At 54.7% G+C, this 22,841-nt stretch carries 30 protein-coding genes and 1 tRNA gene; all 31 read right to left on the bottom strand.

The window, feature by feature from the left end:
• Positions 1-109: 109 nt before the first annotated feature.
• The 31 genes from MTP42_RS13060 to MTP42_RS13210 all read right to left on the bottom strand — a co-directional run bounded on the left by MTP42_RS13060 (position 110) and on the right by MTP42_RS13210 (position 22,841).
• A tRNA-Thr gene (locus MTP42_RS13060) sits at positions 110-185 on the bottom strand.
• A 216-nt stretch (positions 186-401) separates the two neighbouring features.
• Positions 402-1,460 (bottom strand): IS30 family transposase, encoded by a 1,059-nt coding sequence (locus tag MTP42_RS13065; RefSeq protein WP_112148824.1) that lies wholly within the window; start codon positions 1,458-1,460, stop codon positions 402-404.
• Positions 1,461-1,638: 178 nt separating this feature from the next.
• Positions 1,639-1,956 (bottom strand): hypothetical protein, encoded by a 318-nt coding sequence (locus tag MTP42_RS13070; protein WP_005940900.1) that lies wholly within the window; start codon positions 1,954-1,956, stop codon positions 1,639-1,641.
• Positions 1,949-2,344 (bottom strand): hypothetical protein, encoded by a 396-nt coding sequence (locus MTP42_RS13075; RefSeq protein WP_223388720.1) that lies wholly within the window; start codon positions 2,342-2,344, stop codon positions 1,949-1,951. Before MTP42_RS13075 ends, MTP42_RS13070 begins: the two co-directional genes overlap by 8 nt.
• An 18-nt stretch (positions 2,345-2,362) precedes the next feature.
• Positions 2,363-2,776 (bottom strand): YcbK family protein, encoded by a 414-nt coding sequence (locus MTP42_RS13080; RefSeq protein ID WP_112148821.1) that lies wholly within the window; start codon positions 2,774-2,776, stop codon positions 2,363-2,365.
• Entirely contained in the window at positions 2,766-2,930 is a 165-nt protein-coding gene (locus MTP42_RS13085; protein WP_249257491.1) for a hypothetical protein, read from the bottom strand. Before MTP42_RS13085 ends, MTP42_RS13080 begins: the two co-directional genes overlap by 11 nt.
• Positions 2,917-3,087 carry an XkdX family protein gene (locus tag MTP42_RS13090; protein ID WP_097782167.1) on the bottom strand — a complete coding sequence of 57 codons (171 nt, stop codon included), beginning with the start codon at positions 3,085-3,087 and terminating at the stop codon, positions 2,917-2,919. The genes MTP42_RS13085 and MTP42_RS13090 overlap by 14 nt, the downstream gene beginning before the upstream one ends.
• Positions 3,088-3,099: 12 nt before the next feature.
• Positions 3,100-3,303 (bottom strand): hypothetical protein, encoded by a 204-nt coding sequence (locus MTP42_RS13095; RefSeq protein WP_015564795.1) that lies wholly within the window; start codon positions 3,301-3,303, stop codon positions 3,100-3,102.
• Positions 3,304-3,317: 14 nt separating this feature from the next.
• Positions 3,318-4,577, bottom strand: a complete 1,260-nt coding sequence (locus MTP42_RS13100; RefSeq protein WP_249257492.1) for a DUF6273 domain-containing protein — start codon at positions 4,575-4,577, stop codon at positions 3,318-3,320.
• A gap of 20 nt (positions 4,578-4,597) precedes the next feature.
• A complete protein-coding gene (locus MTP42_RS13105; protein WP_249257493.1) occupies positions 4,598-5,827 on the bottom strand; it encodes a reverse transcriptase/maturase family protein in 1,230 nt (409 codons plus the stop codon).
• Positions 5,828-5,973: 146 nt separating this feature from the next.
• Positions 5,974-6,126, bottom strand: coding sequence for a DUF6273 domain-containing protein (locus tag MTP42_RS13110; protein ID WP_005940875.1), 153 nt, complete (start codon positions 6,124-6,126; stop codon positions 5,974-5,976).
• 42 nt (positions 6,127-6,168) lie between these two features.
• The gene (locus tag MTP42_RS13115; protein ID WP_005940872.1) at positions 6,169-6,744 is read right to left on the bottom strand and encodes a hypothetical protein; all 576 of its coding nucleotides are present in this window, start codon (positions 6,742-6,744) and stop codon (positions 6,169-6,171) included.
• Positions 6,745-6,746: 2 nt separating this feature from the next.
• Positions 6,747-7,133: a hypothetical protein gene (locus tag MTP42_RS13120; RefSeq protein WP_015564793.1), complete on the bottom strand. Its 387-nt coding sequence runs from the start codon at positions 7,131-7,133 to the stop codon at positions 6,747-6,749.
• Positions 7,134-7,583, bottom strand: a complete 450-nt coding sequence (locus MTP42_RS13125) for a hypothetical protein (protein WP_097777981.1) — start codon at positions 7,581-7,583, stop codon at positions 7,134-7,136.
• Positions 7,584-7,603: 20 nt separating this feature from the next.
• Entirely contained in the window at positions 7,604-8,473 is an 870-nt protein-coding gene (locus tag MTP42_RS13130) for a hypothetical protein (RefSeq protein WP_149794246.1), read from the bottom strand.
• 19 nt (positions 8,474-8,492) lie between these two features.
• Entirely contained in the window at positions 8,493-9,617 is a 1,125-nt protein-coding gene (locus MTP42_RS13135) for a hypothetical protein (protein WP_249257494.1), read from the bottom strand.
• Positions 9,614-10,381 (bottom strand): phage tail protein I, encoded by a 768-nt coding sequence (locus MTP42_RS13140; RefSeq protein WP_249257495.1) that lies wholly within the window; start codon positions 10,379-10,381, stop codon positions 9,614-9,616. The genes MTP42_RS13135 and MTP42_RS13140 overlap by 4 nt, the downstream gene beginning before the upstream one ends.
• Positions 10,374-11,519: a baseplate J/gp47 family protein gene (locus MTP42_RS13145; RefSeq protein ID WP_249257496.1), complete on the bottom strand. Its 1,146-nt coding sequence runs from the start codon at positions 11,517-11,519 to the stop codon at positions 10,374-10,376. The genes MTP42_RS13140 and MTP42_RS13145 overlap by 8 nt, the downstream gene beginning before the upstream one ends.
• Entirely contained in the window at positions 11,512-11,829 is a 318-nt protein-coding gene (locus MTP42_RS13150; RefSeq protein ID WP_112148812.1) for a hypothetical protein, read from the bottom strand. Before MTP42_RS13150 ends, MTP42_RS13145 begins: the two co-directional genes overlap by 8 nt.
• Positions 11,826-12,218, bottom strand: coding sequence for a phage tail protein (locus MTP42_RS13155; RefSeq protein WP_112148811.1), 393 nt, complete (start codon positions 12,216-12,218; stop codon positions 11,826-11,828). The genes MTP42_RS13150 and MTP42_RS13155 overlap by 4 nt, the downstream gene beginning before the upstream one ends.
• A 12-nt stretch (positions 12,219-12,230) precedes the next feature.
• Positions 12,231-12,839, bottom strand: coding sequence for a phage baseplate protein (locus tag MTP42_RS13160; protein ID WP_112148810.1), 609 nt, complete (start codon positions 12,837-12,839; stop codon positions 12,231-12,233).
• Entirely contained in the window at positions 12,836-13,909 is a 1,074-nt protein-coding gene (locus tag MTP42_RS13165) for a phage late control D family protein (protein ID WP_249257497.1), read from the bottom strand. The genes MTP42_RS13160 and MTP42_RS13165 overlap by 4 nt, the downstream gene beginning before the upstream one ends.
• Entirely contained in the window at positions 13,906-14,115 is a 210-nt protein-coding gene (locus MTP42_RS13170) for a phage tail protein (protein WP_249257498.1), read from the bottom strand. The genes MTP42_RS13165 and MTP42_RS13170 overlap by 4 nt, the downstream gene beginning before the upstream one ends.
• Positions 14,105-18,097, bottom strand: coding sequence for a phage tail tape measure protein (locus MTP42_RS13175; protein ID WP_249257499.1), 3,993 nt, complete (start codon positions 18,095-18,097; stop codon positions 14,105-14,107). The genes MTP42_RS13170 and MTP42_RS13175 overlap by 11 nt, the downstream gene beginning before the upstream one ends.
• Before the next feature lie 127 nt (positions 18,098-18,224).
• Positions 18,225-18,848 (bottom strand): phage tail assembly protein, encoded by a 624-nt coding sequence (locus MTP42_RS13180; protein ID WP_249257500.1) that lies wholly within the window; start codon positions 18,846-18,848, stop codon positions 18,225-18,227.
• Positions 18,849-18,917: 69 nt separating this feature from the next.
• Positions 18,918-19,451 carry a phage major tail tube protein gene (locus MTP42_RS13185; RefSeq protein ID WP_249257501.1) on the bottom strand — a complete coding sequence of 178 codons (534 nt, stop codon included), beginning with the start codon at positions 19,449-19,451 and terminating at the stop codon, positions 18,918-18,920.
• 16 nt (positions 19,452-19,467) lie between these two features.
• Positions 19,468-20,925, bottom strand: a complete 1,458-nt coding sequence (locus tag MTP42_RS13190) for a phage tail sheath subtilisin-like domain-containing protein (RefSeq protein ID WP_249257502.1) — start codon at positions 20,923-20,925, stop codon at positions 19,468-19,470.
• Positions 20,926-20,939: 14 nt separating this feature from the next.
• Entirely contained in the window at positions 20,940-21,236 is a 297-nt protein-coding gene (locus MTP42_RS13195; RefSeq protein WP_120081078.1) for a hypothetical protein, read from the bottom strand.
• A gap of 1 nt (position 21,237) precedes the next feature.
• Entirely contained in the window at positions 21,238-21,744 is a 507-nt protein-coding gene (locus MTP42_RS13200; RefSeq protein ID WP_249257503.1) for a hypothetical protein, read from the bottom strand.
• Between the two features lies 1 nt (position 21,745).
• Complete coding sequence (locus MTP42_RS13205; protein ID WP_249257504.1) at positions 21,746-22,450, bottom strand: hypothetical protein; 705 nt, start codon at positions 22,448-22,450, stop codon at positions 21,746-21,748.
• Between the two features lies 1 nt (position 22,451).
• Positions 22,452-22,841 (bottom strand): hypothetical protein, encoded by a 390-nt coding sequence (locus MTP42_RS13210; protein ID WP_120081084.1) that lies wholly within the window; start codon positions 22,839-22,841, stop codon positions 22,452-22,454.

Raw genomic sequence — 22,841 nt, forward strand, 5'->3', positions numbered from 1 at the left:
CTCCGCGCCAGCTCCCCTGACTGGGGCTGCCAGGCTTGCGCTGCTGCAGACGGCAGAGCGATGGATGCAAAAAACCGCCCTGACGGTTTCCCATCAAGGCGGTTTGAGCTGGAGCTGCTATCCAGATTCGAACTGGAGACCTCATCCTTACCAAGGATGCGCTCTACCAACTGAGCTATAGCAGCACAATCACAGCTCAATTATTTTACCACAAGAATTCTCTCTTTGCAAGTGTTTTTTACAAAAAAATCCGTTTTTGAAAAGTAAAGCATTAAATGCAACAAATTTTCGGCCTTATTTTTGTGGATTTTAGCGTAAAGCAAACAGGCCGTCAAGTTTTCTCCGCTTGCAGCCGCCCTCTATTGTTCGATTTTACCAACGGTTTTCTGCTTTCGTGTCGCTTATGCTGTCAGACCAAGCTCCCGTAGGCATTCGCGGAACATTGTGCCGGCGCTCTTATAGCCGAAAATTTTTCTGGGATAGCTGTTGATCCAGTTCTCCGTAGCCGCGATTTCCTCTGCCGTGACCTTTGAGAAGTCTGTGCCTTTCGGGTGCCTGCGGCGAATCATGCCGTTCACATTCTCATTGCTCCCGCGTTCCCAAGAAGAATACGGATGACAATAGTACACCTTCGTCCGCTTATCTCCGGTGATGCAGGACTGTTCCAGCTGGTCGGCCAATGCAAACTCACTGCCGTTGTCCACTGTGATGCTCTTATAGATAATGCCAAACTTCTCTGCACCCAACTTCCGTTCCAGTGCATTGATTGCCCGCACGGTCGTCTCTGCGCGGCGATCTGGCACCACTATAATATTTTCGTTCCGGGTCTTGCGCTCAGTCAGCACCAGCAGCGCAACCGTGCTTTTCTTCTTGCCAGAATATACCGTGTCCATTTCCCAGTGTCCAAATTCTTCACGGTCTTTTACTTCCGCCGGGCGTTTTTCGATGCTCTCACCGGCAGGCGCACGAGCAGGATCCTTTGTTTTCACCTTTTTATAGTCGCCCTTATGCACTCCATGTCTGGGCAGAGCCTTTTGCGTCAAGTTCAGGAACACGCCCTTTTTGATGTAGCTGTATATGGTAGGCACAGATATATGCGTTTTGAATGTTCGTCCTTCTTCCAAGGCATAACCGTACACAGCAGCCGGTGAACAGTCCTTATCTATAATGGTCTGCTCGATATAGCTTGCAAGCTCATGATCCTTGCCAATCTTAAGGTTTGGTCCCTTCTCCCGAAGATGTGCCTGATACCTTTGTTCTGCAATATCCGGGCTATATGTAGGAATCAGCTTCCACGTCTTACCGTCCAACTTGTCGTAGCTGCCGCGTTTCAGTTCCCGGTACACCGTGGACGGGTCAACCCGCAACCTGTCTGCGATTTCCTTTACTCTCAGCCCATCTTTCAACCACTTTTCAATACGGATTCGGTCTGTAAGCGTAAGCTGTTTGAACACTCGCACGCCGTTTTCCTCCTTTCGACTATGGCGTTTATTTTCGTTTCAAGCGTAAATTATACGGTATACCGTTGTCAATTCGCAATTTTTCCACACTTTGCACATTTCCTTTGTGCAAAACTTCCAGACAAACAAAAAATGCCCCGCCAGCAATCCATCCGGATGTCAGCGGGGCATTTTCATTTCAGTGCAGAAGCATCGTCAGTTCATAGGCCACAAGGCCGGAAACCAGCGCCGCAATCACAGCCCACCAAAGTTTGTTCCCAAATGTTCCTGGGGCTTTTTCCAGCGCGGTCAGGCGGTCGTCCTGCTTTTTGTTTTGAGCCGTTACAATTTCAAGGCTCTTGTTTGTGTTTTCGAGTTGCTGGATGGTCAACTTGATATTGGTGTTCATGCCGTTTACTGCATCGGTCAGCTTCCCCAGCTCGTCCAGCCGGTGGGTGTTGCTCTGTGCACGGTTTTCGACCGCTGTCAGGCGATGTTCCAGTTCCTCGTCAGTCATTACGCTTGTCCTCCCCCGCCTTACCGAAACGGGCCACAGTAGTGGTTTCTGTGGATTTCTTCGCCATGTAATCTTCAAGTTTTTTCTTGGTAAAGTCGAACACGAGCTGCACGATCCAATCCAGCGTCCGCTCATTGATTGCCCAGTCCAGCCAGTCCGGGGTGTACCCACGCAGTACGGCAATGACATGGGCTTTCTTTTCTGCGCCTGCGCCACTACCGAACTTTTCCTCTGCGTTGACGATCCACTTGTACACAGTCTTTGCGACCACAAGGCCGTAGCCCAGACGTACCGCCGCCAGCGCCGTGACCACAAGGCCGACCACCATGAAGATGCAGGCCAGCCATTCAGGGAATGCCATCAGAAAAACTTTCAGAATGTTCTCCATTTTGTTTTCCTCCTACTTTCAGCTTACCCACCGGCTCTTTGCCGCGCGGGTGTCGATATGTACCCAACCAGCAGGGCGGCCCGCCTTTACAGGATAGCGCCCGATGCCGCCACGATTCGGCAGTAGGGTCTCGGCATAGGCAGCCACAGCTTCAACACCCACGCCCTGCACCCGGATGTCCGCAGCCTTGCCGTAACAATGCTGGCTGTAGGTCGCCCCCTTCACCGCCTTGTTGTGGGCGGCGGTACGGTATGCACTCGTGATCGTCACAGACTTCCCGAAATGATCCCGGATTTTCTGCAGCAGGGTCACAAGCTCATCGTCAATAAAGATCGGGTCACTCCCATCCTTGCAGCGGAACTCCTTCACCGCAAAATTTGCGGAGAGCTTTCTGTTCCCGTCCTTCGCATACGAATAGGCTTTAATCGCCATTGCTACCATCTCCCTTCATGCCCAGATCAGCCCCGCACCCGCGCATGGCACAGTCCACCATGAGCACCCCGAACTCTGCACGCTCGGTGCTCATGTTCTCGCCCTGCGCTTCAAGCCGGGTCAACAGCTTCTCACACAGCTCAGGCCACGTCATAGTCGTCACCGGTGATGCGCTTGTAATCCTCGGCGGTGATCTCGCCCTTGTTTACGCGCTCGGCCAGAACTTTCTTCACGCCAACGCGGCGGGATGCGGGCATCTCTGCCCAAGTCTTAGTGCCTGCAATCAGGCGGTTTGCCCAGATAATGTTCATGGTGATACCTCCTTATTCCTTGTTCAGCGCTGCGTCCAGCTCACACAGCGCGGTTTCGATATCGGTCAAGCGCTTCTCGTTGGCCGCGTCCTGTTCGCACAGGGCATCTTCCATTTCAGCCACACGGTCGGGCAACTGTTCGTGCTCCTGCTGCTTCTTGGCTGCGGCTTCCTTCTCCTGCCGGGTGGGCAGATTGTCCTTTTTCCACTGAATCATGGTGACTGTCCTCCTTACTGGAAAGCGCCGGAAACGGCCTCGATATAGCCGCCCTCGCCGGATTCGCCGCGCTCCACGCTGACGCGGAAGTTAAACGCCGCGCCGTTGGTGGCGGTCTTATTCTCAAAGACGATGTTCACGCCTTTTTTTACCTCGGTCGTGGCATCCTGCCAGACCGGGGAGCTGTCGAGTGCGTTGTTGGTCACTTCGGCTTTGAACTTCGCATCATCGGGGATGGAGCCGGTCACCTGAAGCACGGCAACGGTAATGTCGCCCTCAACGGCCAACGGTTCAGCCAGCGTCACACTTGCGGCGTGGACGGTCTTGGTGAAGGTTGCGGACGCGCTGGTGGTCTCCTTGCCGTCGCTTACCTCAACCGTCAGGGTGTGGCTGCCATTCAGGACGCGCTGGAACCCTGCGGCATCGGCGACCTGCTCAAAGGTCAGGGCCGTGCCGCTGGCAACACCGGTGCGGGTCTTAGTGGTCTTTCCGTCAAGTTTTTCGGTGACGGTCAGGGTGTCGCCGTCGGCATCGGTGACGGTATACGTCCATGCAAAGGCCGTGTTCTTCTCGCCAAGAGCTGCGCCGTCCGTGCTGACGGTAGGTGCAGTGTTGACACTGACCGTGCCGTCGTCAGAGACCACGAGTGTAGAGGGAAGAATGAAAGCGGGGCGAACACCATAGGAGCCGCTGTACCAGTTGTTGTCGTAGGAGCCATCGGTGTAGACGTACCAGACGTAGTTGCTATAGTTGGTGTACGGAGAGCGCAGCCACCAAACGGCAGCGTCGCTGCCGTTGTAGGCGACACGCTTGCTGTTGCCGCCAGAGCTGTTGCCAAAGTACGCCAGCCGAACACCATCCTTGGGGAAATAGCTGTTGTCGCTGGTCGTCCAGCCAACCTCATAACCAGACAGCAGGAATACTTTCGTGCTCAGGCCATTGGAGCCGGTGGCAAGGCTGCCGCCGGAACCAGTGCCGTTCTGGTACGGGATTTTCACCTGCTTAATAGCCGCCCGGATGTTGCTGTCGATGAGGTTGTAGAATGTTCCGTTCAGGTATGTGTGGATGCTGGAATCCTTGTAGGAGTTATTGTTGCCGAACGTGGACGTTGTGTAGATGTCCTTCATCAGCAGCCACGTTCCGGCGCAACTCGAATCATAGGTGCTGGTATTCGGATTGCCCTGCTGCACGACAATAAAATCTTTGGACGCGCCGTTGACCTTGATTTTGACAATGCTGCCAACGGCTTTTGTGCCCAGTTTTACGTTTGCCATTGTTACCTCCTTGTTTTCGTTCAGGCCCACGGCATGATCTCCGCAGGCCGCGTGTTCTGCGATACAGAGAGGGACAGGGCTTTGTGCTGCTTCTTGTAGATGCAGCGGCATTGCCTCGCCCGCCGTCTGTCACGCGCGAGTTTGTTCGAGTTGATTTTTCGATGGATAGGGATTTTACAGTCAAGCAATTTTTCGAGCCGGTCAGCGTACTTGCGGCGTAAAGAGTAAGTATCACCATGGGCGGCATGGGCATCCCACGCATCAAAGCTCCGCAGGATTTCCTGCTTGGTCACTTCGCCTGCGGGGTATGCCGTCTCCCAATATCTGATCTTGTTCTTCATCCGCTTGGAGCTATCCCGGCGCAGCTTTTGGATGACCGCGCCGGTGTCGGTCAGGTAGCTATGGAATCCCAGAAAATCAATACCGTTCCGCAGCGGGAAAATGGCGGTTTTCTGGTTCAGCTCAAGGCCGTAACTGTCCATGAGCGCCCGAACATCCCGGAGAATGCACTGCAATTTCTTCTTGTCCGAACAGATGATGTAGAAATCATCCATGTATCGGCCATAGTATTTGATGCGGTACTTTTCTTTGATGATGTGGTCGAACTCGTCCAAAAACATGAGGGCGAAAAGCTGGCTCGTCTGGTAGCCCAGCGGCAAGCCGTCCTCCATCACGTCGATGTAGATGCAAAGCAGCTCATAGACACGCGGGTCAACGCCGCGCTTGTCCAGCACGGCTTTGAGCTTGCGTTTTAGCTTCCGGTGGTCGATGCTGGCGAAGAAATGCCGCACGTCGCCTTTCAGCACCCAGCCGTCCGCGCCGTGGCCCTCACGGCGGTAATAGTCCACCATGTGGGTTTTCAGGCGCATCAGGCCGTCGTCTGTGCCTTTTCCGGTCTGGCTGGCGTGGCTGTCCCGGATAAAGCTCTTTGTCAGGGCATCATACAGGATGTTATCGACCAGAGCGTGCAGCACCACCTTGTCCACAAATGCGGGGGCGTGTACCATGCGGCGCTTCGGCTCGTAGACGGCAAAGACCTCAAACTTACTTGGCACATAGCGTATCTGCTGCCGAATGCTCCCGTCTGGCTGCCGCACACTGCAGACAGCCAGCTTACGGGAGAGCTTTTCCGTGCAGGCCAGCGCCTGCGCCTCGTACTCGATTGTTTTGCTTTTACTGCGCTTTCCCTTCCGGGCTTCAAGGTAGGCTTTGTAAAGTACCTCAAAGCTGCACAGTTCTTCGTATGTCAAAATGACCCTCCGCTGGTTCGCGTTACGGTAGTGGGCTGCATCCGGCAGGGATGGCCCACCTCAGCGGGATGTATTTATCACTTGCCTGCATCGGCAAGCGACAGGATGTGGTTTCCTTTGATGGGCGCACTGCTTTCAGCTTATGCCTACTCGTCACACGGTTCCATCAGAGCGGGGCGAACACCATAGGAGTTGTTGTACCAGTTGTTGTTGTTGGAGCCATCGGTGTTGACGTTCCAGACGTTGTTGTTATTGTTGGTGTTCGGAGAGCGCAGCCACCAAATGGCAGCGTCAGACAAACAAACCGCACCCTTTATGCAAAGCGGTTGCCCGCTGTGCGTTTACGGTTCCGGGTAAAGGACAGCTTTCAGGGCGGCAGCCTGTTCGGTCAGCCGTTTCCGTTCCGCTTCTGCCCGGAGTTTTTCGGCACGTCCGCGTTCCGACGTGAGCCACTTCATCGCCGGGTATTTTACGTCCGTGACCTTCTTTGTCCAGATACCGGCTTTCTTCGCACTGATGATACCTTCCTCCGTGCAGATGGTCAGGTATTCCAGCAGCAGAGAGCAGCCGTCCACAACTGCGCCGATCTTCTCAACGCGCTTGTCGTAGTCGGTCTGGAAATTGACGTTGTTCGCCGCGTGTGCATCCAGCAGGATTTGCCGGGCAGTCAGCCGGATGCCCTCACCGTACAGACGGAAAGTGCTTTTGGAAAAGCCCTCCCTGTCCCGTGTGTCGAGTGCATGGACGGCAGTGCCGCACACCTTCTGGATGTCGCGCACATCTTCGAGCGCCGCGACTTTCTGGATGATCTTCCGGGCATCGCTCCGGCTGATGTCGTCGGTGACAATGCGGGTTGCCCTCTGGGTGTACCGCAGCAGCTCCCGCGCATTCGCGCCGACCTTGAACGTTTCAGCCATCGTCAGAACTCCACCCTTGCCTGCTCGGCATTCCACGCGCCGGTCACGGTCAGGCCGTCCAGACTGCCGAACGTGGCAGAAAACGGGTTTTTCGTGACGTTCGTGCCGAACTTCAGCTCAATGGCCTTGATGCTGGCGTTCATAGCTGCCACACTGGCACGGATGTCGCTGTGGGCGTTCTCCGCACCGTTGTGAGCGTCCACGGCTGCGCTGATGCGCTGGTCGGTCTCGGCCTTTTTGTAGCCGTCCACTTCCCACCGCTGGCTCTCGGTCAGGTGGCCGTCTGCATCCAGCGTGGCAATGCCGCCCGGAATGCCGATTTGGTCAGTGCGGACAACATCTTCATCCGGCGCCTTGCCGGGGCCTGCGTTAAAAGAACCGTATGCCATTTAGGTTCCCCCTTCCTGTGCATCCGTGTATTTCACGGTGCTTGTAATGTGATACTGTGCAGAAATTTTCTCGGTCGGAGCTTTGGCGGCCCTCAGCCGCAGCTTTCCTTCGAGGCTTTCGGTCGCAATAAAGCCCACCGCACCCGCCACATCGTAAAATTCCGGCAGTACCGTAACATCCACAATGTCGGTAGCCAACAGGCCCGCAATGGGGATGTCACAATAAAAATAGCCGGGGGAGGAATCATCCTCGCCCCAGCCATCGACCGGAATCGTAAAAGACACCGCAGCCGTGACATCCTGCTTTTCGTGCAGGATGTCATCGGTTTCCTCGAATCCGTTTGCCGTTGCTTCGGAAAGGTCTCCGAGTGCGGTGTTGCACTGCTTGATGTGGCTGCAAAGCGCGGCAAGCCCTGTGCCCAAAAGCGTTTTGATCTTCGCTTTTGCCATAGAGCTTACCTCCTCATGTCTTAGTCAGCCAGCAGAGCGGCGATCTCCTCTGCGGAGAAGTCCTCCACATCCTCGTCGTGCAGAACATTCTCCGGCTCGGTGTACACGACGACTTCCTTGCCGTCAATGTTCACATTGCCGTTGGTGGAGCTGGCTGCGGTCTTGGTGGCACCCTCAGAGACACCGGCCAGCTTTTCGCCCTCGGCATCGGTCATCAGGCGCTTGCCAGCCTCGGCGGCCACAAAGTCGGCAGGCTTCTTGCCGCTGTCGGTCAGGTTGCCCTCGCCGTCCAGCGCAGCGAGGTTGCCGGTGGTAGCACCAGTGACCTTATCGGCCTTGCCGGAAATGTCCACTTCCTCAGGGGTGGGAACATACAGACCGTCGTCCTTCAGGGTCAGAGCGTTGCCCGCAGCAGCGGAAACATTGACCTTGACATCCACCTCATAGCCAGCGATGGTAACGGTGGTGGAAGCATCCTTGCCGACGGCCTTAGCCTTGTAGGTATCCACCAGCGCAGCCATGCTCAGGAAAGAGTAGGTGCAGGAGTCAGGATTCTCGCCCTTGACGGCCAGCACCATGACGGGCTTGCCGTCCAGCTTGGGGTCGGTAGCGCCGGGGTAGGTCGCAGCATCGAACTTGAACTTGGCCACGAAGGTGGTCTTGGTCTGGTCGAGGAACAGCTCAGAGGGGAAGTCAACGGAGAAAGCAGCAGTGCCGCTCTTGTCGGTAGAGGTGTAGAAGTTCACGGTGTTGCCGTCAACGCCAAGAGACTTGATAGCAGCGTTGGCTGCGGTCTGCACAGGGGTAAAGGCGTCCTTCTTGACGAAAGTCTTCTTGATCTCAGCGGTCAGGTTGCGGATGGTGGTCTTGGTAGAAATCTGCTTAGACATAATAGTGTCCTCCTAAAAATTATTTCAGCATATCAACGATTTCCTGCTGCGTTTCTTCCTCGTCGAGCAGGTCTTCACTCGTCATAACGGTTTCTTTGCGGACGGTCAGCGCGTTTGCGCTGTCGAAGTCAAGACCTTCGCCGATGCGGACGGCAATAGCGCCGCTTGCGTCGCGCTTCAAGCCCTGACCGATGCTTACGCTACCGGTTTCACCCGAACCACCTCCTTTCCCGAACAGGGTTACGGTCGCCTGAATATCTGCTTCCGGGATGCGCTGAGCGAAAAATCTGATGAAACCATCATGCGTTTCGCACCCGTTCAGGACGCCCGCTTTGGTCGTAGTATAGAAGCTGCCAGGAGATACAACGCCAACGGGTACAAGCTCGCTGGTGCTGTCCGACAGTTCTGCGTCATAAATGCACTGGTAGTAATCCATACCGCCAGCGTTTTCGTAATCATCCTCGCTGCGGGCGGGCTTCCACCCGTCAGCCGCAAGGGTGAGTTCGTAGGAGCCATAGTAGCCGCCTGTTCCGCCGTCCACCTGTTCCTTGATAAGAGCCTTTACCTGTTCTTCGTTCAGGATTTCCCCGGATTCAGACAGGTTCTTCACGGCTGCGCTGACCGCTGCCGTGATAGTCGCCGCATGGGCGTCGGCATTGGCATTGTGCTTCTCGACTTCCGCCTTGACCATCTTTGCGAGAGCCTGCATCTGCGGGTCAACGGTAATGCTGATATTGGCCTTGTTCGACACAGCAAGCAGCGCCGACAGCTCAATCTCAAAATCGCCGTTCACTTTCGTGGACGGGACCTCCACTCCGCGTGCATCCTGCATAATAAACAGGAGTGTTTCGGCATCGTCGTTCAGCCTGCCGTAAACGCCCACCTGATGCATGATGTACGTTTCATCTGCACCGGTGATCTGGATTTTTACCCGCCGAGCCGTCTCACCGCCGCTTTCAACGGTTTCGATGTCCAGCAATTTCAGGTCATGTGTTTCGCCGCTTACCCCGGTTTCCTCCGAAAGGTCTGCGTCAGCCGTACCGGTGCCGCTCACAGCGCGGGTGATTACCAGCGCACCACCGGAGAGAGATTCCGACAGCAGGGCGGCACCGGCGGCGGTGTAGTTAGATTTTTCCCAACTCACGTTGTCTGTCCTCCAATAACAATGTTTATCGCCGTGTGCGACCGCTCAACGGTGCCCGCCGTAAAGGCTCGTGCTTTCACTGCCTTTGCTTCAACGGCACCGGGCAGCGCCACGGCAACCTGCATTTTCGATCTTCCGACCGCACCGGCAACATACGCCTTTGCGCCGATTTCCCGCGGCTTGATCCTACCGGGGACCTTTACGGTGCAGGATGTCGCCATGCCGCAGGGTGCGGCGGCGATATAAGCGGGCGACCGTTCATGCGGTTCGACGATGTAGATGATGTGCTCAAGGTGAGCGGTACAGCGCCGGGCATAACCAAGGCGCTTTTCAATTTCTTCCGGTGTGTAGTAAATGACACCATCATCGGTAATGTCTACGTTCATTCGCCAGTAGCCCGGCTTTCCTCCGTAGTCATACCATTCACTTATCTTCACATTCGGATAAATCGAGGACAGCGCCTTTTGGACTGCCCACTCCGTTCCGCAGTACCGACGGACTTCCAGCGCAGTTTTGATGATCCTTCGCTTTGTTTCAATCGGATAGCTGGTGTCGTACCAGTCAACGCGGAACTGAACCGCAAGAATATCCAGAACCGCCTCATCTGCACGGTCAATATCCGTGTAGATTTTCAAGCGTTCGGCAGCTTCCAATTCCTTCTTGCGCCGCTCCCTGAAAACTGCATCAAGGATCTGTACCCATGGCTCTTTGGCAACATCAGGCGGTAGCCCTTCGACTAGGCCGACTTCGTGGAGTTCAATCATCTTCGATTCCTCCGTATGTCACCTTGCAGCTTCGGAGCTTTGCCACCTGAATTTCGGAGACGGTTGTTTCGACCGGTGTCAACAGACGTGGGCGTTTCGCACCAGCTTCCCGTACACGCATAATCAGCTCCGCCGGTTCGATGTCCCGGCCGATTTTTCTCTGCCAGGTTTCATACTCCTTCACAGCTGCTTCCACATTTTCCTGAATCGTCGATGCATTCTTGACATTGCTCAAGGCAATATGGTAAGTAAGCTCGATGTCATACGGGATTTCTTTCGGCGCATGGCAAAGAACCAGATCACCCATCGGGCGCTTTACCGTGTCGAAATATTCCTGCATTCCGGTACATTCTTCCCTTGTCGGAACTCTGCCTCCGGCCATCAGAAAGTAAATGTGGATCGTGTATCCTTCCTTGCAAACGATCTTCGTATCTGCCACATCGGACCGCCAGCTCGATGCAAAGTATTCATAGGCATCCACCGGACCGGCCACGGAGAAAATCGAAGGTGCATAGTTGATACGTCTGGTAAATGAATCGTCACCTTCCGTATCCGTACCGCCCGTGCTTGCCGAAACACTTTTTGCCCCGGACACATACGGGATAGGATCCACCAGCACATTGATTTCGCCTTCGGCAATCCCATCGCTGTTGCTTCCTGCCTCATCCGCCACGGCAACTACGTCCACGGTCAGTTCGCCGGGTAAGATCTCCGCATACTTTTCGGTTTTGAAATACCGTTTGTCTGCCGTTCTCACCTGTGTTCCTTCCGGGATTCCGGTTGCACTCGTTCTCGGCGCAGACAGTGTGAATCGAATAACCGCCGTGGCTTTTCCGGCTTCCAGGCGTTCCACTCCAACAAGCGGAGCAAGGTTGTCCAAATTCGGCCCCGTGCTCGTAGGCAGCAGTTCCGCTTTCAGACACGCCGTGCTGTACTCCATGTTGTGATGCGAACGATGTGCCAGTGTCAAAAGGACAAGCCGTGCTTCAGAACACCGTTCCAACGATACCTCACCGTTGAAAAGTTCTTTGTTGTACTTGCCAAACAGTGCCTTGCAATCGGCCACAGCTTCTTCCAGCGTTTCTTCGCCTTCAATGTCGATGTCCGGGATGTTCTCAAACTCTTTTATTTTAGACAAGCTCGTACACCACCTTTGGAATTACAACGCCATGCAGCACATCACTGTCCAGCCAGTCCACCCGCACCACTCTTGCCCGCGGCTCAAACGATGCGGTTTTCTCTGTTACCTCAGCCACATATAATCCCTTTGCCACCGGAAGTGGCTTATCGACAAATATGTTTGGATTGATTCCGAGTTCTCTGTCGCCCTCTTGGCTCCCGATTGGTGTGGAATACAGTGTGCGAAGGCACTTTGCAATGTCCTGCACTTCTTTTTGTTTTTCGCTGTCACCGGACAGCTCAACCACCGTGCTGCTGAAGTCGATCATATGTACTCCTTTATGGTCAGGCTCACCTTGCACTGCATCAAAAGCCCGTGTTTTATCACCGAATCCCAGCTGTCGCTTATTTCAGTGACCCGAAACTTGTTTTGCGATACCGGTGCAAACCCGATAATCAGGTAATGAATCTCTCCGTTCTCTGACATTTCTGTCAGACGGTTCAGCATCTTGCGAGGATTCACGCCGAGTGCTGCATCCAGAAGAATATCAAAGGTGTACTCTCTCAGTTTCGGTGATAAATACTCTGCTCGTGCTTTTCCTCCCAGAACTTCATGTTCCGCCCAGTTTGCGCCGGTCGTTCCCTTGAAGTTTGACGGGGTGAGCACACGCAGGTGTCCCACGGAGAAAATCACATCGCCGAAGATTCCAACATACATTCCAAAACCTCCTTACAGGGGTGCGGATGTTTTCTTGCCAAGGTTTCCGGTGTGCGTATGCGATACCAGCGATTTGCCGGACACAACAACATCGCCACCTCCGCCCTGGATGTTCACTGTTCCAGCGGTCGCATTGATGGTCGATGCCGTCATTTTCAATTCGCCGGATGCTGCAAGCGTGATCCCCGCCGGGGATGTCACCTTGATTTCTCCGCCCTCGCTGATGGTCACGGTTGCACCGCCTACCTGGATCTCAAGACTTTTTGCCTTCAGGATTTTCTTTCCGTCCACATAGTCGGTCAGTTCTTTGGCATTTGCATCAAACTTCCGATATGCCTTTCCCCGCGAGTTGGCATAGTCCTTTCGGTAGACTTTTTCCTTTCCTTCGGGCGGTTTATTCTTTTCATTCCAGACGGTGCCCACCACAACAGCATCCTCCGGGCTTTCTCCTGGATGCAGGACAAGCACAAGATCATCAACTTCCGGTGTCTGGTACTCGCCATTGGACAGAAACGGCACCATTTCCGTAACGGTGTCGTCCCTGTCTGGGTAAGTAACTTCGCACTTTCCAGCCTCATAGTCGATAGAACTCACATTGCCGAATCTCACTTCACTGCTCATGCGAAATCCTCCTTTTCCACTTTGCTGGCCTTGACCTGTGTTTTGTAGCCGCTGGATGGAGATATGCTGTGTTCCATCTGATCAACGAAATACTTTCCGTCCATCTTTCCATAGCCAACTAGGTTAAAGCACTGCGCTGAAGCGCCGGCCGGATAGCCCAACATCGTAAAACTGATCTGGGTTGCTCCGTGGTTGGCATTCTTGATGGCCGCTATCAGGCGGGCTTTTGCGTCTGCCTCGCTGCTTACCTTTCCAGTAAGTTTAAGCTGGCGTTCGTCCGTGCCCACCTTGACGTTGATATTGATTTTTTTCTGTTTGTTGGTGTAGGTATAAAGGCCGCCCGTGTATGTTCCAGTCAGCTTTGTGTTCCACTTGAAACTTCCCGGCTCTACGCACAGGGCCGTCGGATTTCCAACGGGCCGGCTCTCATATACCGTCCATACAGGATCTTTCGCCTTGTACTTTTCCCGGTCGTACACCCAGAGCTTTGAAGTGTAGACTTTGATAACCAGTGCATAGGTGCTGCACAGATCTTGCAGAAAGGCACTATCTGTTCCGTCCTGTTCCTTTGCATCAATGCCGTGGTCGTCTCCCTCAAACTTCAGCTCCAATTTGTAACGGCCTGCAATGGTTTCAGCGATTTTCTTTACGCTGGTGTTCTTCCATGTAAAGGTCCGGTTTCTCTCGCTGAAGCTGGTGTCGTTCGGCTTTGCCACGCCGCCCATCGTCAGCGAATCAGGTGCACCGGCAAAACTAAGATCATCCAGCACGAATGCCCCGCACTCGGCGCTGTAATCTCTGTAGCCGCTCTCAATGCCCCCGATATTCCAGTCCTTTACAACAATAGCCGGGTAGAGCTTCACGCCCTTTTCCGGCATCCAGTCATTTTTCCATTTGGCAGCTTTGGCATTGACTGTAATGCTCACACTGTCGCTTTTGGATTCAGCCACATCCGTGTACTTGAAACTTTCCAGATCAGGTGCGATTTCTTCCGGAATATCGGTTTTCTCGTAGGTCAGAAGAACCGCAGCCTGCCTTCCTTTGGGTCTCGCTGCTGTCAGTACCATCATGCACCTGCCTTCCAGGGCGGAAGGTCTCCGCTCTTTTCAGTCGGCAGAGCTGGTGTTAACAGCACCGTGCCGGAATCGAACCGGACGATATGGATATATCTGGGGTTGTTCTGCATCAGCCAATCGGCTTTCAGCTCGCTTCCGTACACGTTCAGGGCAATCAGATCCCAGGTGTCACCGGACTTTGTGGTGTAATCAAGTGCCATACTGCGTGCGCCTCTTTTCGCGTTCGTACCGTTCCACATACTCGCAGAACTTCTCGTAACCTTCGTCCATAATGGAACGTAGATCTTCGGCATTCATGCTGCCGTAGATGGTGAAGTTTGGTCCATAAACATATGTGTTTCCGCTGGAACTCGTATAGGTACGCTGGTAGCTGTTGCTCGATCCACCGCGCTGGTTCCCGGTGCTGCCACCAGAAGCATCTTCGCTCCCGCCGATGGGCTTCAGCTCCACTTCCTGCTGGTAGTTCTGAAGGTCTGCCAGCATCGACAGATTTTGCCTTGTCAGTTCACTGTTGCCAGCCGTCGGAAAGAAATTGACATTGCTCAGATCGTAGTTGTCCGGGTTTGCAGCGTATTCCAGCTTTGCCTTTTCCGCATCTGCTCCCCGGATAAACCGGATTGCCTTCTGAGTATTTTCGTTTGCAAGAACAGACTTGGCACCAGCAATCACTTTCCCGATTCCGGTGTTCAGCAGCTGTTGGGCTTTGCCCTGGTCATCCGACACGGTAGGTGTCGGCATTGCCGCCAGAGTTTCCAGCCCATCTACTGCATAGTTGGCGATCTCCGTGATACGGCTGAACGCCACACCAGCGTCGGACCCCAGTACCAATGCCGCTGCAACAGGCTGAACCATAGTGTCAAAACTTTGAGCCACCTGGTTGTAATACTGCTGGCGACGTGCTCTGTTGAAGTCGATCAGGTTAGAATCTTCTTCTGTAAAACCACCGTCCGCGAACATCTTCGGCTTTCTGCCGGGCAACCCCAGCAGATCACCCAGACCAACGCCCAGCAGCTTACCAGCGGTCAGCCAGGTATCAATGTTCTTTTCACGAACGCCGCGCCGGAAGCTGATAACGGCTTCCGGGCCAGCCTCACCAGCAATAGACGGTCCCTGCGTCATGCCGCCGTTGGCAAATGCCGGGACAGACACGGGTGACAGGTTGAATCCGAACGACTTACCGCCGATCACCGGAACCGGAATGCCGAACAGCGTTTCCGGTATTGTGAGCTGAATTTTGTTCAGCGCCCCAATGATGAAGTTGACCGCTTTCACGCCGATGGTTGCAACCTGCTTCAGGAAGCCGATGATGCCCAGAATCACAGGCTCTACCACAGGAAGCACCTTACCCACCAGATCCACCGCCACCTTGATGGCGTTGACCAGTGTGGTGCCTACCAGGCTTACCACCGTAGACAACAGCGGCATGACCGCCGGAATGCCTTCATTCACGATAAAGCCGAAGATCTCAGTCAGCACCGGCTTGATGTGGTTTACTCCCAGATCTACAATCTGAGAGAACACACCGGCGAACGATTCAATCAACGGCATAACCGTCTGGATGGCAGGGGTCATAGCTCCGAACACGTCACCCAGATTTAGCCCTCCGATACTGAAGCCGGATAGCTTTTCCTGGATGCTCTGCAAGCCCTCCGGGGTGGTGAGTTGCCCGAACACCTGCTTCACGGTGTCGCCGATACCCGCTATCTTTCCGGTGAATTTGTCAAAGACGGCAAGCCCGCCTTCGCCAAATACTGTTCCGACGATGTTGCGGATGTCCTCGAAGTGATCTTCCAGCAGTGAAACCGCCGCAATGATCGTACCGATACCGGTAATAACGGGGCCGAATGTGCCAAGCAGCGACATAAAACCGCCGCCCAGTTTTGCGGCCACTGGGCCTACCGTCGTACCCAGTACGTTCAGCCCTGCGCCGCCGACATTCAAAGCTCCCTTCACCGTGCTCAAAGCGCCGCCGCCGATTTTGGATGCTGCACCCGCCACCTTGCTGCCGACACCGAGGACGGTAGAACCCACTTTGGACTGGCTGACGGTCTGCCATGCATTGGACAGCCCATTTCCAATGACCGTCTTTCCTGCACCGAGGAAATTTTTCACTCCACCGGCCATACCTCCAAGGTCAAGACCGTTCGGTCCTGCAATGCCGGAAAGAATCTGTCCCGCAACACCGCCGGTCTTGGCGATAAATCGTCCAACCGGATTGCCGCTTCCGAACCCCACCAGAGCATTTTTCAGGCCGCCCAGCGATTGCCCGACATTGGAAACATACCTACCGGAGCCGGAGTTTTTCAGCACGCCCAGCAGGCCACCGTTCGTGCTAGCTTCCAGCACATCATTTACAAAACCGGTGTTTCCTTTCTTGGTTCCGCTTCGCAGGCCCTTGAAATTTTTCAGTGTTGCCCAGATGCCGACACCAGCGCCGTCCAACGTCTGCCCAATTTTTCCAAGGCGCGTTGTGGGCTGCTGCGCTCCGGCACCGGCCATCTGAACGCCGTACTTTGCATTTTCAGCAAACATTCCGGCATTCGATTTTACAAAGGATGCGCCACCAACTGCCCGTTGGATCAGGCTTGTGGGTGTCAGTGCGCCCATCAGATTTCGGACAGTGATGCCTCCGAATGTTCCGCCCGGGGCACCGCTCGGTTTTCCGCCGATTGCAATGTTCCCGATGGTGTTCAGCAGCGAGGATCCTGTGCTATAAGCCGTCGGTGCAAAGCTCATAGCTCCGAACGCCGCGACTATGGCAGCAATGGCCCCTGCCACTTCCGGCCCATGCTCTGCAGTGTAGTCGATGCCCTTCTGGATCCACGGCAATGCCGCCTGCGCCGCATTGCCAATTCCAAGCAGCGCGGAGTGCAACATCGGCAGAATGCCATTGACGATGTTGGACAGATCTGGCAAGCTCTCGGTGATACCGTTTGCTATGTCGATCCACATGGATGTCAGTTCTTTCTTTGCCGGAAGGAACTGATTGCCCGCCTTGATAAGCAGGCGGTCTGTCGCATTACTTGCCATCTGGCTTACCGCTTTGCTGGTGTCCAGACGAACAAGCAATTCTTTCTCCATGCTGCCGCTGTATGCGCTGGTATCACCAGCCATAAGCAAGGCATTCTGGAACGCAGGCAAGTTGCCCACAATTTTTGAAACGCCCTCAATGGCCCACTGTCCAAACAGTGTCTTGATGGTCGCAGTCTGCTGGTACTTGTCCTGTTTCGAGATCGCCTCAAAGACTTTGTACAGAGTGCTTGCTGCACCATCTTCTCCGTTCGGCCCGGTGGACTGCATATCCTTTGCAATCTGCACAGGATCAAAACCGAGTTTGTTCCATGCGCCCACCTGCGCATCCGTTGCACTGTTGCCAAGGGTGATGTTTGTAAACACACGGTTCAGGCTTGTTCCAGCCTTTCCCTCATTAACGCCCATAGCCAGCATGGTGGCTGCCAGCGCAGAGGTCGTGTGCAGGTCAACGCCGGCTGTCTGGCCGACACCGCCGGACGTATTCACCACGCTGGCGATTTCCGCCGCCGTGGTAGCCATGTGGCCGCCCAGATAGTTGATGGAATCTGCAATGTCGATAATCTGGTTGTGGGTCTTACCAAAAGCGGTTTCCCACTTTGCCATATAATCGGCCGCAGACTTTGCATCAATGTCCCACGCGGCAGCTAGCCGGGCCGTATCGTACAGGTAGCTTTTTTCTCCGGTTTGCTGGTTATCCAGAAAGATTTGCTCATAGCTCTTACCGGACTGTCCCAGCGATGCGGCGATCTGCGCCATCTCGTCCCGTTTGATTGGGACCTGCGTAGTCATCTTGAGGATCGCGTCCTCCATGGTGGCACGCTTTTCCGGGTCAATGCTGCCGTCATCGTTCATGATGCCGCCAACATACTTGACTGCATCTGCCGCCTGGGCTTGGTATTCCTCTGCCATGGAGGTTGTCTTTTTAATCATGACAGCGGACGCAGTTGTCAGCGTCGCCATGATTCCAAGCCCAGTCTTTCCGATTACGCCCAGAGTGTTTGCTACCGTGCTGCCCAGCGACTTTGTTCCCGTCAGTGCGCTCGCCAGATCACCGGTCAGCCCCTTCGTCTGCTTTATTGCAGTTACAAGGGATGGGTCCACCTTGCCCATGATGCGGATGCTGAGGTCTAGTGCTCCATTTCCCGCCATACGTCTGCCACCTCGTTACACAGATCCACCAGCTCCCGCCGGGGCAGGTGCAGCAGATCCGTCATGTTGGAATGCGTGGCAATGGATAGTTGGATAGCTGCTTTCCGAAGTCCTTTTGCCCCGCCTTTTACTCGAAAAAATCAGAGTTTACGGCATCGCGCAGCTTGACCGCCTCGCACAGCGGCAGACCGGCAAAGAAGTCCACCGGGTAGCCGGTGCCCATGCTGGCGATGATGCAGCAGTACAGGTAGTTGCGATGCGTATTCACCGGTGCAAATCCGCCCGCAGCCATGCGGTTTTCTGCCATGGATTCGCTCATAGTGTTCAGTTCGCCCACGCCGGACAGGTCGATGCTGTCAAAGATCTTACCCTTCAGCTCAGCCTTTTCGCTGCCCTCGTAGGTGTAGGGCGCTGCAAACTTCAGGGTGTGAGATTCCAGCTGCTTTTTCACTTCATCGGCGTTCTCGCTGTTATCCATGCCCTTGATAACCGCCGCCTGCACTTTCTTGATCTTGCCGCGGGGCATGAGCTTGAAGAACTCCACCGGCTTTCCAGTAGCCTTAACAGCCATTTCCTGTGCAAAGGAAGTGGTCATTTCCATCGCGTACATGGCCGCCGTCTCGTTGCCGATGCTTTTCTGAATGTCAATCAAGTCCTGCACGGTCATCTTCTCCATACCGGACAGATCCAGGCTGTCGTACTCCTTGCCCTCGAACTTATAAGGTTTATCAAACTTCACGATATTGTCCATTGCTGTTTCCTTTCCAAAAGACAATCAGCCGCCCCACGCCGGGACGGCTGACTTCTTCATGTATCGGGTTTAGATAAGAGCGTTGATCTCGGCACGCATATCCTCGCCATCGACATAGTAGCGGCCCGCAAACTTGTCGATGTCGATAACAGTAGTGCCGTCAACCGCCAGCAGGTAACGGGTGACTTCCAGCGTGGTGGTGCTGCCCATGGTGTCGGCACGCTTCAGCTTGCCGGGATCCAGCTCCTTGGGACGACCACCCAGGACGACGCGCAGGCCCTTGTAGGTGTAGCCGCCGTTCTTGTTGTCGTTCTGCATAGCAGCACGCAGGGTGATCTGGATGTTCTTGTTGGGGTTCATCATCTTGGTGGCGTAGCTGTACATGGTGTTCCAGTTCAGCGTTGCCTCCATGGATTCAAACTGACCGGGCACGGGAGAATCGACTTCGCCCGCAATGCCCATGCCGGACACGGAGGTGGTCTTGTTCTTGATCTTTGGCAGGGTGATTTCATCCGCCAGACCAATGAGCAGGTCATCTTCCGTGTACGCATTGTAGTCATTGATGACCTGGGGAACCAGGTCACTGGAAATATTCAGAGCCATAGGTCATTCCTCCTGCTTACAGAGACAGAGCCGAGGTCAGTGCGCCGGCCTCATACTCCATGGTGTTGTTGATCTGCTTAAAAGGCGGGAACGGCGTGCAGAACTGATAGAAGGAGTAGTGGCCTGCAACCAGTTCAGCGGTCGTGTTGCGGTCGGGGTCTGCCTTCATGCTGTAGCTGGCGCACACCTCGGTAGAGACATAGACACTGCCCTTCATGTTCTCGCTGTCGATGATGGACTGAAGGCGCTTCTTGTTCATGGGCTTATCCAGCTTGCTCATGTTGTCCAGAACAAAGCTGGTCCAGGAGTGGTTGAAGAAGCGGCGGACACAAAGGAAAGCGTCCTTCGGGTCAGTGTTTTTCGGGTAGCAGCAGGTCTCATTGCCCCACACAACAAAGTCGCCGGATCGGATGAAGGTCGCCACGCCCTGCTCATTCAGCACATTGCCCTGCTCCTGATCCATCAGGACTTCGGTGCCATCTTCCAGGCAGGCGGAGGAAATGGGTACGCTGACATTGGACGGGCTGGCATTGGGCGTATCGTTGTACAGGCTGTCGTTGTAGACTGCCGCAGCAGCGGCCAGAGAGCTACCGCTGTAGATGGTGCTGCCGATCTTGCCGTACAGCCACAGGGCATATGCTTCACGAGAAGTTGCGCCCTGCTTGACCTTCTGGTTTGCCACATCGGTGTACTTGCGTGCACCGGAAGCAGAACTGTCGATGTCAACGAAGCACACAGCATCGAAAACGCCGTTGATCTTGCGGCACTTGGCCTGAAGTGCGGCACACACCATAGGATCCTTGGAGAAGCGGGGTGCCAGCAGAATGCCGGGAACCATGCCCAGCTTGGGGAACACCTGCCTTACCACTTCCAGACCGGTTTCTGCACCGGTGGCCGCATTCACGCCGCCCACGATGTCAGCAGCGGTAATCTTGGTCGGATCCAGAATGGAGCCGGAAACAGTCAGGGCCGTTGCCCCGTCGCCTTTGCCGCCGTTGACCAGGGCGATGCTAACAGTACCATCATCATTGAAGCTGGCAGTATAGTCCTCGTCCGCCGTGAGCACGGTCTGTTCCTTCTTCACCACCAGCTTTTTCAGCAGGATGCCGGTCTCGTCGATCTCCGCGATGCCATCATTCACCTGCACGGTCTTGTTGGACAGTTCGGTGATATGCTTTGCATTTGCAGGATCCAGGACGTTGACCACGACGATGGGGGAAATGCCCATCACCTGGAAGCTGGCGCTCACAGTCTCGCACAGGGTATACTTTGCAAAATCGCTGGAATAGCCCACTGCGGCGGCAGCCTCTTTGAAGGTGTTCACCAGCAGCGGCGTGTTCACCGCTGCTTCCGGGTCATCCAGCATATTAACGGGAGCCGTGCCCACAACGATCTGCAGGCCGGAGTTGACCGTTACCGGAGCGGTGACGCTGGTCGCCGCTTCGGTCTTATTAAAGCCATGCGAAATAGCCATCTGTCATATCCTCCTTACTTCATCAGGGCAGCAGCCTTGTTGCAGAGAATATTTTCTCTGGTGCCGTCCTGTTCCAGTTTCACCCGCATTTCAGCGAGCTTGTCCAGCGGAACAATCAGTGCTTTCAGGAGCGGCACCTGTTCCACTTTTTCTTTCAGCTTGTCGGGCAGGCCGTCCACGAAAACCGTGTACTGCGGTGCGATGCCCTTGATAGTCGGACCGCAGTATGCCACAGGGGCCTGCACCTGCACTGCGGTCTGTTCAGTCTGAGTTTCCTGAACTTCTACCGCTGCTTTTTTCTCAGTGCCCATATTAAATCAACGCCTCCACTTCTTCATTTTTCAGTGCGTTCGGGGTCTTGCAAATCAGGTTCACAATTCCCCAGTAGTAGTGATCCATGTCATCGTCTGAAAGCTCCCACTTTCTGGGATAGCCCACCTCAAACGCTCCACCGAAAACTGGCTTACGCTTGAAGTGCTGCATAATCGCTTCCTTGATGTTCACGGTTTCCACATACCCCTGCCGATCAATCCCGCGGTCATAGCTGCAAATAACCAGCTGCATGAGAACCAGCTGCGGATCATGGTCATTATCGACCTCGCCGCTCGATTCGATTACGATGATGCAGGGGTACATGGCATCGTTTGTGTCAATGTCATCATCGTTGTCCGTCTGTGTCGGCAAAAACTGCTTATAAATCTTGAGGGGCTTTTCTCCCTCCTGTCCGGTAAACTTCATATCCCGGAACAGTTCTTCCAGCTCGTCCATCATGGCTTGCTGGCACATTTCGCTGGTATAGCCGGTGATTTTCTCGGCCATATCAGATCACGCCCTTTCGCTTTGCATTGGCAATCAGCTGCCGGATGCGCCGTTCGGTGTTGTCCTGAAGCATCTGTTCCACGGTCGTTTCCTGCATTTCCCACACAGTGCGGTGCATCGCAGAGCCGGAAGGGCTGGACATCGTGACCAGCTTTTCGTTCGGCTTCCAGCGTTCTTTTCCGCTCTCGGTGTAGTCTTTGTCAGCAGGCACGCCCAACTGGCGCTGTACCATGCCGATGTGCTTCGACTTGAACTGAACCAGGAAGCCCTTGCTCTTTTCACTGGTTCCGCTCAGACCGATCATCGGGTTTCCTTTCAGAACGTGTGCCTGAAAAACAGGCGGCGCATTGCGAACAGACGGACCCATGAAGGGCTTTGTGGGGCTGGTTCTGAAATAGCCCAGGTCTGCCCGGAATGCGCCGGGGTCGTTCTTCATGATGGCGAGGATGGCCGTCGGGTGGTGATTGGTCGCTCTCTGCCGCTGGCGCAGATCTTCGATCATACGCCTACCGGCCGCATTGAGGTCGTAGCGATTCTTCACCTCGGTCAGCATCAGCTTTCGCGTCTGTCTGGCCGTGGTGTTGACCGCCACCTTCAGCGCTGCCGGGGTCTTGTTCGACAACACGCCAAGGGCACGGGACACTTCTTCGTCATTGACGGAAACCGTCATGGTGGAAGCGTCGTAGTTGGTATGGAAGTATGCCACCTTACCTCACCCTTTCCAATTCCATCCGGTAAACTCCCGCCTTCAGGGAGCAGGACTTGATTTTGTAGTCCCGCTTCTTATCCAGTGTGATCTGCTTACCGTTCTTTGGCATCGGGCCGTAGTCTTTCTGTTTCACGAACAGCAGCAGATCGGCCTTATACATTCCCTGGTCAAAGGACTGTTTTGCTCCGCCCTCCCAGTGCGCCGCACGTTCATTTACGCCGGGGTGCTGGGTAATGCAGAGCATCCGCTTATCATCTATGTAGCGTTCTTCTGCAAACTCGTTCAGGTTGAAGAACACCGTTTCCACATCCTGCGCCACATAGTCTTTGAACGTAGGGAGCGGCTTCGGGGTGTCCGGTTCGCCGTAATTCTGGTCAACGTCCAGCAT

Origin of the sequence: Faecalibacterium sp. I2-3-92, from assembly GCF_023347315.1 — a bacterium.
Taxonomy (GTDB): Bacteria; Bacillota; Clostridia; order Oscillospirales; family Ruminococcaceae; genus Faecalibacterium; species Faecalibacterium duncaniae.